The following is a 16,709-nucleotide window of genomic DNA, read 5'->3' as shown; positions in this document are numbered from 1 at the left end:
AGCCGACACAACCGATCGAGGGCGCCGTACGTTCTGTGAACGTACGGCGCCCTCGGTTTTCGGCGTTTCCGGATCTCTTCGGCCTCTCCGGTTCTCGGCATCCCGGCGCGGGGCCCGCGCCGGCGGGGTCAGCGGGTCAGTGGCGGCCGCTCCCCCGCAGGCTCGTCACCCCGGTCCGGTCCGCCGTTCCTGATCACCTCGCCCTGGACCACCTTGCCGTCCGGGCGGTGCATACGGGCCTGCTGGAAGGCGTTGCCCAGGGTGCCGGGGGCGGCGGCGCGCAGTCTCCGGTCCAGGGCGCGTTCCGTGCGGCGGGAGACGGCCTTCTGGACCGGCGGCAGCAGGAGCAGCAGACCGAGGGCGTCGGAGACCAGGCCGGGGATCATGAGGAGCAGGCCGCCCAGCATCATCAGCCCGTTGCCACCGCCGCGCTCCGGGGAGCCGCCGCGCCGGATCGCCTCGTTGAGGCTCTGGAAGGCCCGGCGGCCGGCCCGCTTGATGACCACGGAACCGGCCACCAGGCCCGCCACGAGCAGCAGGAACACCGTCATCCCGCCGGCCGCGCCCGCGACCACCGTCAGCAGCCAGACCTCCAGCACCAGCCATGCCGCGAGACCCAGCGGCAGATATCTGGCGAGCCGGGAGCGGCGGGGCCGGGTGGTGTACGGAGGGGTCTGCGCGCCAGTCGTCATGCCCCCAGTGTGCCTGGGCCCGGCTCAGTGCGGGATAAGGGGATGATCAGCCGCATCTGTGAGGTTTCCTGGCCCCGGCCATGGGGGCCGCGGCCTGCGCCCCCTGGACTGCGGGCGCCCGGCCGCCAGGGCTCCCGACGTCGGTCCGCCAGGGCTGCCGGCGTCGGTCCGCCAGGGCCGCCGGCGCTCGGCCGCTAGGGCCGGCCGCCCTTGCCGGTGATCTTGCCGACCCGCTCGGTGACGCCCCACGAGGTGACCCGCCACAGGGCCTCCACCAGGATGTCCCGGCTCATCTTGGAGTCGCCCAGCTCACGCTCCACGAACGTGATGGGCACCTCGACGACGTGGAAACCGGCCTTGACCGCGCGGCGGGCCAGGTCGACCTGGAAGCAGTAGCCCTGGGAGGCGACCTCGCTGAGACCGAGGCCTTCCAGGGTCTCGCGGCGGAAGGCGCGGTAGCCGCCGGTGATGTCGCGCAGCGGGAGGTCGAGGGCGAGCCGGGAGTACAGCGAGCCGCCCCGGGAGATGAACTCGCGCGACTTCGGCCAGTTGACGACCCGGCCGCCGGGCACCCAGCGGGAGCCGAGTACCAGGTCGGCGCCCTTCAGCGCGGTGAGCAGCCGGGGCAGTTCCTCCGGCTGGTGGGAGCCGTCGGCGTCCATCTCCACGAGCACGCCGTATCCGTTGTCCATGCCCCAGCGGAAGCCCGCGAGGTAGGCGGCGCCGAGGCCTTCCTTGCCCTTGCGGTGCAACACCTGGACGTGGTCGTCCTCGGCGGCCAGTTCGTCGGCGAGCTTGCCCGTCCCGTCGGGGCTGTTGTCGTCCGCCACCAGAACGTGCGCCTCGGGGACGGCCTGGCGCACCCGGCCGACGATGGACTTGATGTTCTCCGCCTCGTTGTAGGTCGGAATGATCACCAAGGCCGTGCCGAGCGGACCGAACTGCCTACCCTGGGCCTTTGCCGCGAGGGTCCCGTCGCCGTCGTTCACTGCTGCCCCTTCATGTCGTACGCAGGGGTCCACCATAGTGGCCACGGCCTGCGCCGACGTGACGGCTCGTGCGTACGGTGGTGTCGATTGCACAAGAACGGGGTAAGGATGCCCGTTTCAGGCGGCCGCCATCCGGGTCCTGCCTGCGGATGGGGGCCCGGCGCTCTTCGGGCCGACCTGGGGCCCGCTGGCTGCGGGTCGACCGAAAGCCGTTGTCTACTGAGCTCCGGGCCCCACCCGGGTCGCACCTCCCGACCGGCCGGAACGTTCCCTCGTCGGCGCGGGCGCTGAGCCTGGCTCCCAGTGACGGTGCCCCGGTGCGGCACACCGTCCCTGACCCAGCGGCGCTTGCGGCGAGTGCGCGAACTGCTCCCCGGTCGGGCGTCCGGTGGTGGACTCCGCCGAACCTACCGGCCCCCTGCCGCTGGCTGTCAACAGCCGTTTGACCTGCATGAATACCCACAAACCCCTGGTCAGAGCGGAGGATGCGCAGGTCGCGCGACAGGCCGGCGGCCGATGATCACGACCACGCCACCCCGGGAGATCACTCGCCCGGCCGTACGAATGCGGTCCGCTCACTCGCCCGGTCGTACGAACACCGTTCGGCCGCCGACCACCGTGCGCAGGCAGACCGGCAGCTCGTGGCCCGGGGTCAGATCGGGCAGGCCGGGGGTGCCGGAGCGGGGGTCGGTGGACCAGCGGGCGACCCGGTCGTCCGGTGCCTGCACCACCAGTTCCTCGGTCCGCCAGACCGCGTAGTCGGCGGGCGCACCGGGCACCAGCACGCCGGCGTCGTCCCGGCCGGTCGCCCGCCAGCCGCCGCGGGTGTGCGCGGTGAACGCGGCGCGGACCGAGACGCGGTGCTCGGGCGTGTGGTGGAAGGCGGCGGCCCGGACGGTCCCCCAGGGGTCGAGCGGGGTGACCGGGCTGTCGGATCCGAAGGCGAGCGGGACCCCGGCCTTCAGGAGGGCCGCGTAGGGGTTGAGGGTGCGAGCCCGTTCGACGCCGAGGCGCTGGGCGTACATGCCGTCCGCCCCGCCCCACAGCGCGTCGAAGGCGGGCTGCACGGAGGCGATCAGGCCGAGTTCGGCGAAGCCGGCGATGTGCTCCGGCGAGAGCATCTCGGCGTGCTCGACCCGGTGCCGGGCGGCCCGGACGCGGGCGAGGCCGACCTTCTCGGCGGCGGTGCGCACGCCCTCCACGACGGCGGTCACGGCGGCGTCGCCGATGGCGTGGAAGCCCGCCTGGAGTCCGGCCTCGGTGCAGGCGACGACATGGGCGGCGACGGCTGCCGCGTCCAGGTAGGCGGCGCCGGTGTGGTCCGCGTCGGCGTACGGCTCGTGCAGGCAGGCGGTGTGCGAGCCGAGGGCACCGTCGACGAACAGGTCGCCGGCGGCACCGAGCGCGCCCAGCTCCCGCGCCTTCTCGGCGTCCTCCTCCGCCCAGTAGCCGACGACCCGCGGGCCGGAGAGTTCGGCGGCGAGGCGCAGCAGCCCGGTGAAGTCGGCCTCGGAGGAGATCTTCGGCCCGCCGCACTCGTGCACCGTGCCGATGCCGAGCGAGGCCGCGTGCGCGAGGGCGGCGCGCTGGGCCTCGGCACGCTGCGCGGGCGTCACGGCCGCGAACGCCGCGGCGCGCACGGCATGGTGGGCGTCGCCCGTCAGCGGGGCGTCCTGCCGGGCGGCCGGATCCGGGACCAGGTCCAGCAGGGCGGTGGTGACGACGGCCGAGTGGACGTCGATACGGGAGAGGTAGAGCGGACGTCCGCCGGTGGCCGCGTCCAGCTCGGCGCGGCTCGGCGGCCGGCCACCGGACCAGCGGGAGGCGTCCCAGCCGTGCCCGAGCAGCACCCGGTCCTCAGGGCGGGCCGCGGCGAAGTCCCTGACCAGCGTCAGGGCCTCGGCCGCCGAGTCCGCACCCGACAGGTCGAGCCCGGTCAGCGCGAGCCCGGTGGACGTGGTGTGGACGTGGGCGTCGGTGAAGGCGGGGGTGACCAGAGCACCGTCCAGGTCGACGACCTCGTCGACCCCGTCAGCGAACGCGTCGGCGGCTCCCTCGGACCCGACCCAGGCGACCTGCCCCCGCTCCACGACCATCGCGGTCGCGAACGGATCGGCGGGACTGTGCACCTCGCCACGCCGGAGGAGAACGGTCTTGTGCTGGTCGGCGCGATCACTCATAGGGAACAGTCTGGCGCCTCACACCGTCAGCCGTTGGACCGGGGGCTCCCGGAGGAACTGCGCGACCAGCCACAGACCACCCGCACCCGGCGAACGGCCGGCACCTCACCGGCGCTCAGATCCTCGGCGGCCGTGCCTCGTACGGCGTCGACAGCACCACCGTCGTCCGCGTGGACACCCCCGCCAGGCTGCGCAGCCGCGCCAGCAGCTCCTCCAGCTCATGGGGCGTGGCCACCCGTACCTTGAGGATGTAGTTCTCGTCCCCGGCCACACTGTGGCACGCCTCGATCTCGGGGACGCCGGCCAGCCGGTCCGCGATGTCGTCGGGGGCGCTGGGATCGAACGGTTTCACCGAGATGAACGCCGTCATGGGCAGCCCGACGGCCTCCGGGTCGACGACCGCGGCATAGCCGCGGATGACGCCCCGCTGTTCCAGCCGGCGCACCCGCTGGTGCACGGCCGACGTGGAAAGGCCCGTGGCCTTGCCCAGGTCCGTGTAGCTCATCCGCCCGTCCTTGACGAGCAGCTGCACGATTTGACGGTCGAGCTCCTCCATGGCGCAAAAGCTACAGGGCGCCCGATCTCGTCGGATACCTCAGCGGCGCAGGTCATAGCCGGTTCGTGATGTCACGGAGGGCAGGCTGTGGGTCGACTGAGGGACAAAAACACCGCACCGGGCACCTGCGAGCGGCATGTGACGAACGACACAGCCCCCGGGCGGGCTCTGTGATGGTCTCGTGATTACCGCCGAGACCGGACGGGAAGTGCTTGCTGTGGTCGAGGCCGCAGTGCCGTCACGGCCCAGCCCGAGGGGGAGTACCCATGCAGAGTCTTCAGCGCCCTGGTCGCACCACGCCCAAGCGCCCGCAGTTGGTCGTCGAGCCCGAGCCGGAGGGCGTCGAACCCGACCTCTACGAGGCCGAGGAACTGGACGCCTACGACACCTTCGAGATGTTCCGGGTGGTCTGCCCGGACTGCGCGCAGCCCATCGCGCTGCTGGCGGACGAGGAGTTCCTGCCGGAGCACGCGCTGTGCGCCTCGCCGTGGAACCCGTTCGGCCTGACGGTCTGTGCCGGTACGGGCCGCGCGGCCGCCGACGCCACGTCCGCGGACGAGTCGGCCGAGCCGCAGGAGCAGGACACCGCCCTCCTGCTCACCCTCCCGCAGGGTCTGGACTGGCGGACGCAGCCCTTCTCGCACGTCGGCGGCCCGGGCTCACGCCCGATGCGCGTGCCGGCGATGCGCTTCGGCGGCGGCACCGTCAGCCGTCAGGCCGCCTGAGTCACCGCACCTCACTCCAGTACCTGCCCTGCACCATGGCGCGCAGGCTGCCGTGGTGCAGGATCAGTGTGTCCGGATCCGCAGGGACGGCGGCCTCGCCGAAGTACACCTGCCGGTAGGCGATGCGCAGCATCACGATCGCGTGCCGCAGGGCGGCGTACAGGGTGTAGAACTCCATGTCCCGCGGGGTGTGGCCGGTCAGGCGGGCGTAACGGGCCTCGACGCGGTCGCGGCGCAGGAAGCCGGGCAGACCCGGCTGCCCGGAGGCGGCCGTGAGGTCCTGGAAGAAGCGGTGCAGGTACACGGTCCAGCCGAGGTCCACCTCGCGCGGGGCCGGTGCCGCCATCTCCCAGTCGAGGACGGCGACGGGGTCGAAGCCGTCGTAGACGATGTTGCCGATACGTGCGTCACCCCAGTTGAGGACCGGGGTGCCGGGCTCGTGCGGCCACAGTTCCGTCAGCCGGTCGAACGCGGCCTCGATCAGGGGTGAGCGGGCGAGTCCGTCCACCACCCAGTCGTAGTAGGCGCGTTGGGAACGGACGTGCCGGCTCAGCGCGTCGCCCTCACCCGGCAGCGCGAGGAACCCGGCCCGCGCCAGGGGGACCTGGTCGTGGACGCGGGCCAGCAGGCCGACCGACGCCGCTTCGAGGTGCTCGCGCTCGCCGTCGGTCGCCGCGTGCAGCCAGTTCCCCTCGTACGTGTAGGGCATGACGTCGGGCGGGACCCGCCCCGCCACCCGTGCCATGACGAAGAAGGGCGCGCCGAGCGGTTCCGGGTCCTCTTCGAGCCACAGCACCCGCGGCACGGGCACGTCCGTGTGCTCGCCGACCAGCCGCATGGTGCGGTACTGCCGGGTCATGTCGTACGAGGGGAAGACCGTGTACGCCGACGGGTCCGCCGCCAGCCTCAACGCGCATGCCCGGACGGGCGGTCGGGGGTGCTCGATGTCGAAGAGCAGGGTTTCGCTGGAGAGGCCGTTGGAGGCGGGCACGGTGACGTCGACGGCTCTGGCGCCGGGAAGCCGGGCGTCCAGCCAGGCAGTCAGCCGCCGCGCGAGTTCGGCGGGATCGCGGGTCGTGGTGCGCGGGCGCGGTTTCGCGGCCATGCCGGCCTCCTCGCTCAGGGCGCCACCGAGTCGAAGCCGGTGAAGCCGCTCGGGTCGTGTCTGCCGAACGAGCCGTGCTCGAAGATCCCGTAGCCGACGCGGCCGTCCAGACGGAACCGGGCGGAGTGGTCGGTGACGCCGTAGGCGGCGCGGGGATGCGCCGCGGTCATGTCGTAGGTACGGCGGTCGGTCCACCCCGGACCCTGCCAGGTGCCGTGCTGCCAGTCGTCGGCGGGCGGGTAGCCGGCGCCGACCGCGAGCGGCGAGGAGGCGAGGATCTCCACCTCCAGGTCCCGGGGTTCGCGCGGGCCGCCGAGGTGGACGACGGCCCGCTCCGGGTGCCGGGTACCGCTGCGGTAGCGGATCTCGGCCTGGGGCCAGCCGAGTTGGCGATCGGGGTGGCCGTCGCGGAGCAGGGTGGCGTCGTTGAGGGTGCGGTAACCGTCGGCGTCCTCCTGGACGACGACCATCAGGAAGCGGTCCTCGAAGCGGACCGGGGACCAGATCCAGTGGAAGCCCTCGGTCGGGTGCGCCTCGGCGAGCCGGCCGCCCTCCTCCCCCGGGATCGGCCGGACACCCCAGCTGCGGTCCCGGGTGCCCGTCCAGCCGCCCGGGTCGACGCGGAACTCCGCGCCGCCGGCCCGGATCACCCCGGAGACTTCCCCGGCCTGCACGAACCTGCGGCCCTCCAGCGTCAGCCGGTCACCGCGGCGCTGGAGGTGGTGCGGCTCCCACAGGGGCGGGAAGCCGGCGGTCCAGGTGAGGTCGTAGGAGACCAGGTCGTCGTCGCAGGCCAGGCGGAAGCGTCGGAGCGGCTCCGCCACCTCGATGCGCAGCGGGCCGACCGTCAGGCGCATCCGGTCCTCGCCGAGGGCGTCCGAGGCGCGGACCGCGTGCAGGGTGTCCCCGGTGCGCAGGGTGGCGTAGGCGTCGATCACACCGACGTTCGGATAGACGCCGAGGCCGAGGACGAGCAGGGCGGCGCCGGAGTGGTCGAGGACGTGGAAGATGCAGCGGTCGTAGGCGTTGCGGTCTCCGGTGGCGACGTGCCGCATGGAGAGCGGGACCTGGTGCACGGGGTACTCGTCGAGCGGTACGGGACGGTCGTCGGCCACGGCAGGCCTCCCCCGGTGGCTGGAGACGGTCCGGCTGACGGTACGTCAGAAGGCGTCGGGAGGCCAGATCCGGGAGCGGACGTCCGCGAACTCACGCGCGATTCGCGGGATCGGTGACCTGGGCGGCCGCCGCCGCGTTGGCCGGGCATGACGACCACGTACTCGGTCCTCGGCCGTCAGCGCCGGATCTTCGTCCCCCCGCCCGGGGCCTCGCTCCCGCCGCCCGCGCCGCAGGATCCGCCGATCTACCGCGAGTTGATGCGGGTCTGGGCCGACCGAGGCCGCGCCCTGCCGGGCCGCCACGACCCGGAGTGGGTCAGGCTGGCGGCTCCGACGGTCGTGCGGGGGCAGTTCAGCGGCTTTCCGGCCCTGCCACATGACGGGCGATGACCATCCGCTGGATCTGGTTGGTCCCCTCGACGATCTGCAGCACCTTGGCCTCCCGCATGTAGCGCTCGACCGGGAAGTCCGCGGTGTAGCCATAGCCGCCGAGTATCTGGACGGCGTCGGTGGTGACCTTCATCGCGGTGTCGGTGCAGTGCAGCTTGGCCATGGCGGCCTGCCGGGCGAACGGGCGGCCCGCGTCGCGCAGCCGGGCCGCCGCGAGGTAGAGGGCGCGTCCGGCCTCGATCTGGGTGGCCATGTCGGCGATCATGAAGCGCAGGCCCTGGAAGTCGGCGATGGGGTGCCCGAACTGCCGCCGCCCGGTGGCGTAGGCGACCGCCTCGTCCAGGGCGGCCTGGGCCAGGCCGATCGCGCAGGCCGCGATGCCCAGCCGGCCCGAGTCCAGGGCGGACAGGGCGATGGCGAAGCCCTGCCCCTCCTCGCCGAGGCGGCGCTCGTCCGGGACCCGGACGTCGTCGAAGTGGACCTGGGCGGTGGGCGAGCCCTTCATGCCCATCTTCTTCTCCGGCACCGCGCCGCTCAGGCCCTCGGCGTCGCCGGGGACCAGGAAGGCGGTGATGCCGTGCGAGCCCTCGCCGCCGGTGCGGGCCATGACCGTGTAGAAGTCGGCGATGCCGCCGTGGGTGATCCAGGCCTTGGTGCCGTTGATCACCCAGGAGTCGCCGTCCCGGACGGCCCTGGTGCGCAGGGAGGCGGCGTCCGAGCCGGAGGCGGGCTCGGAGAGGCAGTAGGCGCCCAGCAGGCCGCCGCCGAGTATCGCGGGCAGGTGCTCGACCTGCTGCTGCTTGGTTCCGTAGGCGGCGAGCGGGTAGCTCGCGAGGGTGTGCACGCTGACCCCGAGGCCGACGGTGAGGCGGGCCGCGGCCAGCTCCTCCAGGACCTGGAGGTAGACCTCGTAGGGCTGGTCGCCGCCGCCGTACTCGGCGTCGTACGGCAGGCCGAGCAGGCCTGATTCGGAGAGCAGGGTGAAGACCCCGCGCGGGAAGCGTCCGGCGTCCTCCTCCTCGGCCGCCTCCGGCGCGATCTCGCGCCGGGCGATGTCCCGGACCAGCGAGAGCAGGTCTCTCGCCTCTTCCGTGGGCAGTTGACGCTCCACCGGCTGCGGGTCGCGGTCGGACATGGCGTCGGTCTCCTCCCTGTCGGGCACCAGCGGTCACGGCCCATCGGGTAGGGGCTGCTCCGCCTGTCGTTCGGGTGCGGCCGAAGGGACGTTTCCGGGTCTCGGAAGCTGCTGACCTGCGGCTGCGCAGTGAGTATGCCCGATCGGGGACCTCCCGTCACCAGTTAACGACCGCTTACTTCCGGAATTCCAGGCCAACATCCCGCCGCATCGAAATTGGTCCGAACCATTGACCCTACTGGTCTAGTCCTCCTAAGGTTCATGACCAACGCTTTACCGCGTTCATGCCAATCGGCGCGCGTTCCCCTCTCCCCCAGGAGGAGACACCCGATGCACACTCCCCACCGCTCCCGGTTCCGGGCGCTGCTCTCCGCGGCCTGTTGTGCCGTCCTCGGTGCCGGCCTGCTGGCCGGCGCGGGCACCGCCTCCGCGGCCGCCCCGTCCGCCCCGCAGGTCAAGGCCGGCTCCAAGGTCGTCGGCTACTTCACCGAATGGGGCACCTACCAGCGCAACTACCTGGTCAAGAACGTCGAGACCTCGGGCTCGGCCGCGAAGCTCACGCACATCAACTACGCCTTCGGCAACGTGACCGGCGGCAAGTGCGCGATGGGCGACTCCTACGCGGCCACCGACCGCGCCTACACCGCCGCCGAGTCGGTGGACGGGGTCGCGGACACCTGGGACCAGCCGCTGCGCGGCAACTTCAACCAGCTGCTGAAGCTGAAGAAGAAGCACCCCAACCTCAGGATCCTCTGGTCCTTCGGCGGCTGGACCTGGTCGAGCGGCTTCGGCGAGGCCGCCAGGAACCCGGCGGCCTTCGCCCAGTCCTGCTACGACCTGGTCAAGAACTCCAAGTGGGCCGGCGTCTTCGACGGCATCGACATCGACTGGGAGTACCCGAACGCCTGCGGCAACACCTGCGACACCAGCGGGCGGGACGCGTTCCGGAACGTGCTGGCGGCGCTGCGCGCGAAGTTCGGGAGCAGTGCACTGGTGACGGCGGCGATCACGGCCGACGCCACCAGCGGCGGCAAGATCGACGCGGCCGACTACGCGGGCGCCGCCCAGTACGTCGACTGGTACAACCCGATGACGTACGACTACTTCGGCGCCTGGGCCTCGACCGGCCCGACGGCTCCGCACTCGCCGCTGAACTCCTACTCCGGGATCCCGACGGCGAACTTCTACACCTCGGCGACCATCGCCAAGCTCAGGGGCCTCGGCATCCCGGCGGCCAAGCTGCTGCTCGGCATCGGGTTCTACGGCCGCGGCTGGACCGGCGTCACCCAGGCGGCCCCCGGCGGCACCGCGACCGGCCCGGCGGCGGGAACCTACGAAGCGGGCATCGACGACTACAAGGTGCTCAGGACGAAGTGCCCGGCGACCGGCACGGTGGGCGGCACGGCGTACGCCAAGTGCGGCAGCGACTGGTGGAGCTACGACACCCCGGCGACCATCGGCACCAAGATGACGTACAAGAACCAGCAGGGCCTGGGCGGCACCTTCTTCTGGGAACTGAGCGGTGACACCGCGAGCGGTGAGCTGATCAAGGCCATCAACTAGCCCCCCGCACGGGGGCCTGGGGCGGGGGTACCACGAGACCTCCGCCCTTCGTGCGTCAGCCGTCCCGGCGGGCCGGGGCCGGGGCGGGGTAGGACGGGTCGAGCTCCTCGATGGCGCGGAGCGTGCCGCCGAGGGTCTTGACCAGCAGCTCGCACATGGTGTCGCGGGAGAGCCCGGGACGGTCGATCCACTCGAGGGTGGCGCCCTCCACGCTGCACAGCCAGGAGAGCAGGCCCATCCGGGCCAGCGGGGCGATGTCGGTACGGCCGTAGGCACCCTCGGCGATGGTGGCGACGATCGCCTCGCGCACCCCGTCCCGGATGGCGTGCACCTCGGTGTCGAAGCCGACCCCGCCGCTGACGATCGTGCGGTACGCGGCCTGGTGGTGCTCCGCGTACCGCAGATAGCTGTCGATGGTGCGGTGGACGCGGTCCACCTGAGGCAGTTCCAGACCGCTGGCGGCGTAGGTGACCAGGTCGGCGACGGAGTCCTGGATGATCGCCAGGTAGTAGCCGCGCTTGGACTGGAAGTAGTAGTAGATCAGCCCTTTGGCGACATGCGCCTGCCTGGCGATGTCGTCCATGGAGAGCGCGTCGTACGAGGTGTCGGCGAACAACTTCCGCCCGATGGCGATGAGTTCGGCGCGACGGGCCACCGAGCGCTCGGTGCCGCGCGCCCGCGGGCGGGCGGTGGCACGTTGTTGACTGATATTCAAATTCGACCCTGGTCTCAACAGGCTGCGGGACATCCGCAGTATGTCAGCTCGGGTCGCGCGTCAGGTCAGAGCAGCCCGAGTTGGGTGACCAGCATGGCGACGACCACGACCAGGGTCCAGCCCATGACATGTTCCAGAACCTTCGGGCCGTCGTCCTTCGGGCCGCCGGTACGGGCGCGGGCGGCGGTGGCGGAGTGCGTGGTCATGACGTCCACCATGCCACCGATTGCGGCTTTTGCGGCGGAGAGCTTGGTCACAGGACGGTGGCCCCCGGAGCGCCCGGGGCCACCGTCGTGGCTGGTCAGCGCAGGCCGACCGCCGCGAGCGCCTTGGTCTGGGCGGGCGTCGGGGCCGCCGGGAAGTACACGTAGCAGACCCCTCCGGTGCCGGACGTCACCTTGCCGCTGGCGTTGTAGCGTTTGGTCCGCAACCAGATGTTCTCGAACTCCCGCCGCGCGTAGACCCGCCGGACCGCGTCGTCGTCGGGCGAGAACGGGTCGTTGGCGATCACGTCGCCGTCCGCGGTGAAGCCGATCACCGTCATGAGGTGTCCCGAGGTGCCGTAGCCGGCCCCCGTGAGCTCGCTCGACAGGAACGACTGGGAGGTCATGGCCGGGATGCCCGCCGCGATCAGGGTCTCCAGGTCGGTGAGCGACCCCAGGCGGGTCACCACGCCCTGGAGGTCCTGGAAGGTGGCCGCGTAGGCGGCGTTGAACGGCCAGTTGCCGCAGCCGGCGTACTGGTAGTCGTAGGTGTAGCGGGCCGCGTGGCAGATCTGGGGGTCCGCGTACGACGGGTCGACCCAGGCCAGCTGGGCGGCGGTGAGCCGGCCGCCCCAGTACTCGACGATCATCTGCGACGAGGTGGGGCTGCACCAGGCCTCGCCGCCGTTGTCGTACTCCGGGTACTGGCCTTTGTGGATCTCCTGGGAGTACCGCGGGACCTTCAGTTCCCGGGCGAGACCCGGGGTGGAGGCGGGCACGGTGAAGCGGTCCGGGACGTCGGAGCCCATGGCGCCGAGCCGCCAGACGGTCGGGGTGAGCTGGGTGCCCGGCTTGCGGTAGAGGGTCAGGCGCAGCTGGTACGAGGCGAGGCGCAGGCCGGTGGAGGCGTCGCCGATGGCGAAGGTGTCCGTGGAGATGCTGCTCCTGCCGTCGCCCTGGCCGTCCACGGAGGTCCGTCTGATGTCCTGGTCACCGGCCGCCCAGCGGCCCATCACGTACCAGGGCGTGTCCGTGCCGTCGGAGTAGGTGCCGTGCAGTTCGACCTTGATCCAGGTGCCGGCCGGGGTGTCCGCGTTCCAGGAGGCGATGACCTCGGTGGCGGGGACGGCGACCCGGTGCACGGGGCCGGTCCAGGTGCCGTACTCCCAGGTGGCGGTCTTGCCGGTGTGGGGGTCGGTGTAGGAGGTGCTGCCCGCGGGGGTGCCGACGACCACACCGGGCCGGTCGCCGGCGACGGCCTCGACGCCGGCCGCGGTACCGGTCCGCCAGTCGCTGTAGGTGGTCCAGCAGCAGTACTCGACCTGGCTCGGGTCGGCCCGGCCGGTGCCGTCGGCGTCGGGGTCGCTCTCCGTCGCCGCGGCCGCGGGGACGGCGGGGACCACGCTCTGCGCCACGGCGGCCGCGGCGACGGAGGCGGCGGCTGCCAGCACGGTTCTGCGGGACGGCTGTTCGGCTCTGCTCATGGGTGAAAGACCCCCAGGGTGCGCGTCGCGGCTGGTCCGGGTGCGGGACTGTGCGCCCACTATGAAGCAGTCATCTGGCCCCTACCAGCACTTCCGCCCGAGCCACGCCCACCAATATTGGTCCTGTCCACTGAAAGGCCCCGGGGCCGGCGCGGGGCCGGCACCGGGGCGTCCCCGCACGGGGTGCCCGTACGGGGTGCCTGTACGGGGTGCCCGTACGGGCGTGTACTCGCGCAGGGGTCAGATGAGGTCCATCGCGGCGACCTCGTCGGGGCCGCCGTAGCTGACCGGACCCTGGAAGCGGCGGCGGGCGGTGGCGAACCACCACACCGTGGCGACGACCAGGACGACGGCGAGCGCGATCGGCGCGTAGTTGAAGGAGTCGACGGTGATCGGCGAGGCCTGCGGCAGCATGAACAGGATGCTGCTGAGCAGGATCCAGACCACCGCCAGCCAGCCGACCGGCCTGCTCCAGCGGCCCAGGTTCCACGGCCCCGGCTGGAACTCGTCACCGAGGCGCAGCCGCAGGAACACCGGGATGGCGTAGGCGAGGAACAGGCCGACGACGTTGACGCTGACGATCGCGGTGAACGCCGTGTGCGACCACCAGCCCGGCACCACCAGGGCGAGCGAGCAGGCCACGGCGAGCCAGACGGCCTTGACGGGCGTCCGGGTGCGGGGCGAGACCGAGTGCCAGAGCCGGGAGCCCGGCATGGCGCCGTCCCGGGAGAAGGCGAAGATCTGCCGGGTGTTGCTGGTGAGGTTGGCGAGACCGCAGAAGAGCATGGCGCCGATGACGACGAGCAGCATCGCCTTGGCCCAGCCCAGGCCGAGTCCGTCGATGAGGATCTGGACGGGCGGCGCGGAAGAGCTCGCCACCTTGGCGTAGTCACCGATGCTGTACACCAGGGCGAGCATCAGGATCAGGCCGGTGACCGCCGAATAGCCGATGGAACGGATGATGCCCTTGGGGGCGTTGACGGTCGCCTGAACCGTTTCCTCGGACATGTGGAAGCTGCCGTCGAAGCCGGTGAAGGTCCAGCTGGTGACCAGCAGGCCGAGCATGCCGCCGTAAAGACCGTTGGTGAAGCCGGTGTTGTTCACGAAATGCGTCACGAAGGACGCCGACTGATGATGGTCGGGCATCACGATCAGTGTGCTCACGATCACCACGAGTCCGATCAGCAGCCACCACACGGAAATCCGGTTCAGCACGGCGACGAGCTGGACGGTGTAGGTGTTGGCGAGCCCCTGGAGCACGATGATCACGGCCGTGATCAGCACCGTCTGGTGGGCGGTCGGCGTGTACGAGGTCCACTGGAGGGCGATGAACGCCTGGATGAAAGTGGCCGCCGCGTATCCGGTGGCGGCCGTACCGCCGATCTGGCCCACGAAGTTGAGCCAGCCCGTGTACCAGGACCAGGCACCCTTGTGGCGTTTGGCGAGCTTGCCGGCGGAGAAATACAGCGCACCGCTCGTCGGATAGGCGGAGGCGACTTCCGCCATGGCGGCGCCGATGCAGAGCACCATCACGCAGACGCCGATCCAGCCGAACACGAGAATGCGGGGGCCGCCCGCGTTCATACCGAATCCGAAAGAGGAGAAGATTCCGGAGAGGATATTGATGATGGTGAAGGAGATCGCGAAATTGTCGAACGCGTGGAATCGGCGGGTGAGTTTCCGCGGATAACCCATCGCGTGCAGGGTCGCGTCGTCGTCGAGCACGATCGGATCCGCTGTGCGTTCTGACACTTGCCGGCCTTTCGCTGGGCGTGACTAGGAGGGAACGGACAGGCCGCAGGCGCGGCGGGCCCGGGAGAGCTGGTCGGCGGGTTCGCCGAAGACGCTCCAGGGCATCCGGGAGGCGTACGGCCCCATGGCCGTGAAGACCGCCCGGGCCTCGAACTCGCGCCGGGCCATGACCAGCGCGTGCGCGAGGTAGGCCAGGTCGAGCACCGGGGTGAAGGGGTAGCCGGCCACCGCGGGCAGCCAGTTGCGGTAGATCGACAGGGCCGTGGCGCGCCACTGGGGCTGCTCCCAGACCCGCTCGGCGAGCAGCTGGGTGGGGTTGTGGCTCTCCACCAGCGCGACCAGGGGCAGCAGCCGCAGCACGGAGTCGGCGGGGGCGCGCTGGGCGAGGAAGGCGGCGACGTCCCAGGCCGCGTTGACCGAGCCGCCGTACCGGGCGAAGAAGAAGGACAGGAAGCGGTGGTGGGCCTCGCGGTGCCAGGGGTCGAGGCTGAGGGTGTGCGCGAACAGCCGCCAGGGGCCGGGCGGGGAGGTCAGCAGGCCGCCGGGGGCAGGGTCGTGCGGGCGGTGCAGCCGGGCCATGGCCAGCTTGGCGGCCCAGGGCGTGGGGTCGGCGGGGTTCATGGCGGCGGCCCGCTCGCAGGCGGTGAGCGCGATGCGCTCCAGCGCCTCGGCCCGCTCGTCGTGGGCGTCGGCCGCCCGGATGGCGCGCTGCACGGCGACCCGGGCCCACATCAGGGCGGCCTCGGGGCCGGGCTCCTCGGCCAGCCAGCGTTCGACCAGATCGGTGCCGGCCGCCTCGGAGGCCAGGACCAGGGAGCGGTGGGCGCGCAGGGCGAAGTCGGAACGCGTCTCGGCCAGGGCCTCGCGGGCACTCAGATATCTTCCGGCGCGTACGTCGACGCAAACGCTCGCCAGCAAGCGGTCATCGGCCGCCGGATGCCATACGTACTGCCCCTCGAATAACTCCGCGGCCATCTTCCCCTGTCCGTCCCCGTACGACGCGTGCACGCTGAAGGCACCCTACTCACGGCCGGGGAGGGCGGGAACGTCCGAATTCGACATATCGGTCAGCCGGTCGGAAATATTAATGGGGCCGACGAAGATCGGCCAGAAATTGGTTCAATGCGCTACTTCTTCGGGGCCGCGGACGTCCGCTATGCGCCGCACTACTAGAATGTTTCCGGAAAACGCCGCCCACCGCAGCACACCTCGGGAATCGTCATTCACCACCTCGCCACCGCGCTCCAGGGCCTGCCGCCCTCCTGCGGTCCGGTCCGCCTCGTCGCGGTCGACGGGCACGCCGGCTCCGGAAAGACCACGTTCGCCGGGCGGTTGGCCGCCGCGCTGGGGGGTGCGCCGGTGCTGCACCTGGACGACATCGCCAGCCACGAGGAACTGTTCGACTGGACCGGCCGCCTGCTGACCCAGGTGATCAAGCCGCTCGGCCGGGGCGAGACGGCGCACTACTCCCCCTACGACTGGCGCACCCGCCGGTTCGGTCCGCCCCGCCCGCTGCCGGCCGCCCCCGTGGTCCTGGTCGAGGGGGTCGGCGCCGGGCGCCGGGCCCTGCGCCCGTATCTGGCGCGGCTGCTGTGGATGGAGTTGCCGCACGAGGAGTCGTGGGCGCGGGGCAGGATCCGGGACGGCGCGGAACAGCGGGACTTCTGGGTCAGGTGGGTCGCCGCGGAACGCGACCACTTCGCCGAGGACCCGTCGAGACCGCACGCCGACCTCCTGGTGACGGGGACACAGCAGGGGTACGAGGTGCTGCCGGGGCCAGGATCGACAGCTGGACCGTACCAGGGCGTCACCCACCGTGACGGGCCGTCGGCAGTGTGCTGAACTTGTGAAGACGCGCCCCGAAGAAGTTGCCCGAGTACCTCAACTCGGCTTGACCCAAGGGTCGTACAGGTCTTACGTTCTCAAGGAGCGGCCGTTCGCAGCCGCCCACAGACGCGAAGCCCCCGGTTGTTCCCCCGTGATCGGGGGCTTCGTTCTGCCTTTTACCCCTTTTGCGCCTCTCACGCGCGCCCTGCTGCTCACCCACGGTCACCGTCCGGTGTGCGCCCCATCTGCTCCCACCTCGTCAAACGGCCTGTACGTCA

General features: G+C 71.5%; 16 protein-coding genes. 4 read left to right on the top strand and 12 right to left on the bottom strand.

Features of this window, described 5'->3' with window-relative positions; all coding sequences use genetic code 11:
* Nucleotides 1-128: 128 nt before the first annotated feature.
* From fxsA to MB828_RS30010, 4 genes are all read right to left on the bottom strand, one after another.
* Nucleotides 129-692 (bottom strand): FxsA family membrane protein, encoded by a 564-nt coding sequence (fxsA, locus tag MB828_RS30025; RefSeq protein ID WP_301650908.1) that lies wholly within the window; start codon nucleotides 690-692, stop codon nucleotides 129-131.
* Nucleotides 693-886: 194 nt separating this feature from the next.
* Nucleotides 887-1,681 (bottom strand): polyprenol monophosphomannose synthase, encoded by a 795-nt coding sequence (locus MB828_RS30020; protein ID WP_301650907.1) that lies wholly within the window; start codon nucleotides 1,679-1,681, stop codon nucleotides 887-889.
* 575 nt (nucleotides 1,682-2,256) lie between these two features.
* A complete protein-coding gene (locus MB828_RS30015) occupies nucleotides 2,257-3,861 on the bottom strand; it encodes an amidohydrolase (protein WP_301650906.1) in 1,605 nt (534 codons plus the stop codon).
* A gap of 115 nt (nucleotides 3,862-3,976) precedes the next feature.
* A complete protein-coding gene (locus MB828_RS30010) occupies nucleotides 3,977-4,417 on the bottom strand; it encodes an Lrp/AsnC family transcriptional regulator (RefSeq protein WP_004002750.1) in 441 nt (146 codons plus the stop codon).
* A 266-nt stretch (nucleotides 4,418-4,683) separates the two neighbouring features.
* On the opposite strand from MB828_RS30010, the gene MB828_RS30005 reads away from it, so the two are divergent.
* Nucleotides 4,684-5,142, top strand: a complete 459-nt coding sequence (locus tag MB828_RS30005) for a hypothetical protein (RefSeq protein ID WP_301650905.1) — start codon at nucleotides 4,684-4,686, stop codon at nucleotides 5,140-5,142.
* 1 nt (nucleotide 5,143) lies between these two features.
* On the opposite strand, the gene MB828_RS30000 is transcribed toward MB828_RS30005, so the two are convergent.
* Nucleotides 5,144-6,247 carry a phosphotransferase family protein gene (locus MB828_RS30000; protein WP_301650904.1) on the bottom strand — a complete coding sequence of 368 codons (1,104 nt, stop codon included), beginning with the start codon at nucleotides 6,245-6,247 and terminating at the stop codon, nucleotides 5,144-5,146.
* A gap of 14 nt (nucleotides 6,248-6,261) precedes the next feature.
* On the bottom strand, nucleotides 6,262-7,362 hold the full coding sequence (locus MB828_RS29995) for a hypothetical protein (RefSeq protein WP_301650903.1): 1,101 nt from the start codon (nucleotides 7,360-7,362) through the stop codon (nucleotides 6,262-6,264).
* Nucleotides 7,363-7,509: 147 nt separating this feature from the next.
* On the opposite strand from MB828_RS29995, the gene MB828_RS29990 reads away from it, so the two are divergent.
* Nucleotides 7,510-7,752 (top strand): hypothetical protein, encoded by a 243-nt coding sequence (locus MB828_RS29990; RefSeq protein WP_301650902.1) that lies wholly within the window; start codon nucleotides 7,510-7,512, stop codon nucleotides 7,750-7,752.
* Here MB828_RS29990 and MB828_RS29985 read toward each other — a convergent pair.
* On the bottom strand, nucleotides 7,715-8,887 hold the full coding sequence (locus tag MB828_RS29985) for an acyl-CoA dehydrogenase family protein (RefSeq protein ID WP_133026071.1): 1,173 nt from the start codon (nucleotides 8,885-8,887) through the stop codon (nucleotides 7,715-7,717). The two genes, MB828_RS29990 and MB828_RS29985, sit on opposite strands and share 38 nt — an antisense overlap.
* Before the next feature lie 330 nt (nucleotides 8,888-9,217).
* On the opposite strand from MB828_RS29985, the gene MB828_RS29980 reads away from it, so the two are divergent.
* Nucleotides 9,218-10,450, top strand: coding sequence for a glycoside hydrolase family 18 protein (locus tag MB828_RS29980; RefSeq protein ID WP_301650901.1), 1,233 nt, complete (start codon nucleotides 9,218-9,220; stop codon nucleotides 10,448-10,450).
* A gap of 55 nt (nucleotides 10,451-10,505) precedes the next feature.
* Here the strand turns inward: MB828_RS29980 and MB828_RS29975 are convergent, their stop codons facing one another.
* The 5 genes from MB828_RS29975 to MB828_RS29955 all read right to left on the bottom strand — a co-directional run bounded on the left by MB828_RS29975 (nucleotide 10,506) and on the right by MB828_RS29955 (nucleotide 15,579).
* Complete coding sequence (locus MB828_RS29975) at nucleotides 10,506-11,165, bottom strand: TetR/AcrR family transcriptional regulator (protein ID WP_133026069.1); 660 nt, start codon at nucleotides 11,163-11,165, stop codon at nucleotides 10,506-10,508.
* A gap of 65 nt (nucleotides 11,166-11,230) precedes the next feature.
* Entirely contained in the window at nucleotides 11,231-11,371 is a 141-nt protein-coding gene (locus MB828_RS29970) for an SCO1431 family membrane protein (protein ID WP_343236213.1), read from the bottom strand.
* Between the two features lie 95 nt (nucleotides 11,372-11,466).
* The gene (locus MB828_RS29965; protein WP_301650900.1) at nucleotides 11,467-12,852 is read right to left on the bottom strand and encodes a peptidase C39 family protein; all 1,386 of its coding nucleotides are present in this window, start codon (nucleotides 12,850-12,852) and stop codon (nucleotides 11,467-11,469) included.
* A gap of 240 nt (nucleotides 12,853-13,092) precedes the next feature.
* Nucleotides 13,093-14,547, bottom strand: coding sequence for an amino acid permease (locus MB828_RS29960; RefSeq protein ID WP_301650943.1), 1,455 nt, complete (start codon nucleotides 14,545-14,547; stop codon nucleotides 13,093-13,095).
* Between the two features lie 81 nt (nucleotides 14,548-14,628).
* The gene (locus MB828_RS29955; RefSeq protein ID WP_301650899.1) at nucleotides 14,629-15,579 is read right to left on the bottom strand and encodes a hypothetical protein; all 951 of its coding nucleotides are present in this window, start codon (nucleotides 15,577-15,579) and stop codon (nucleotides 14,629-14,631) included.
* A gap of 246 nt (nucleotides 15,580-15,825) precedes the next feature.
* On the opposite strand from MB828_RS29955, the gene MB828_RS29950 reads away from it, so the two are divergent.
* On the top strand, nucleotides 15,826-16,446 hold the full coding sequence (locus MB828_RS29950; RefSeq protein ID WP_301650942.1) for a uridine kinase family protein: 621 nt from the start codon (nucleotides 15,826-15,828) through the stop codon (nucleotides 16,444-16,446).
* The last annotated feature ends 263 nt before the right edge of the window (nucleotides 16,447-16,709 follow it).

The sequence above is a fragment of the Streptomyces arenae genome (genome assembly GCF_022343545.1).
In the GTDB taxonomy this organism is placed as follows: Bacteria; Actinomycetota; Actinomycetes; order Streptomycetales; family Streptomycetaceae; genus Streptomyces; species Streptomyces humi.
Note: the sequence above shows the minus strand (reverse complement) of the source record. Positions and strands in the feature narration are given on the sequence as shown.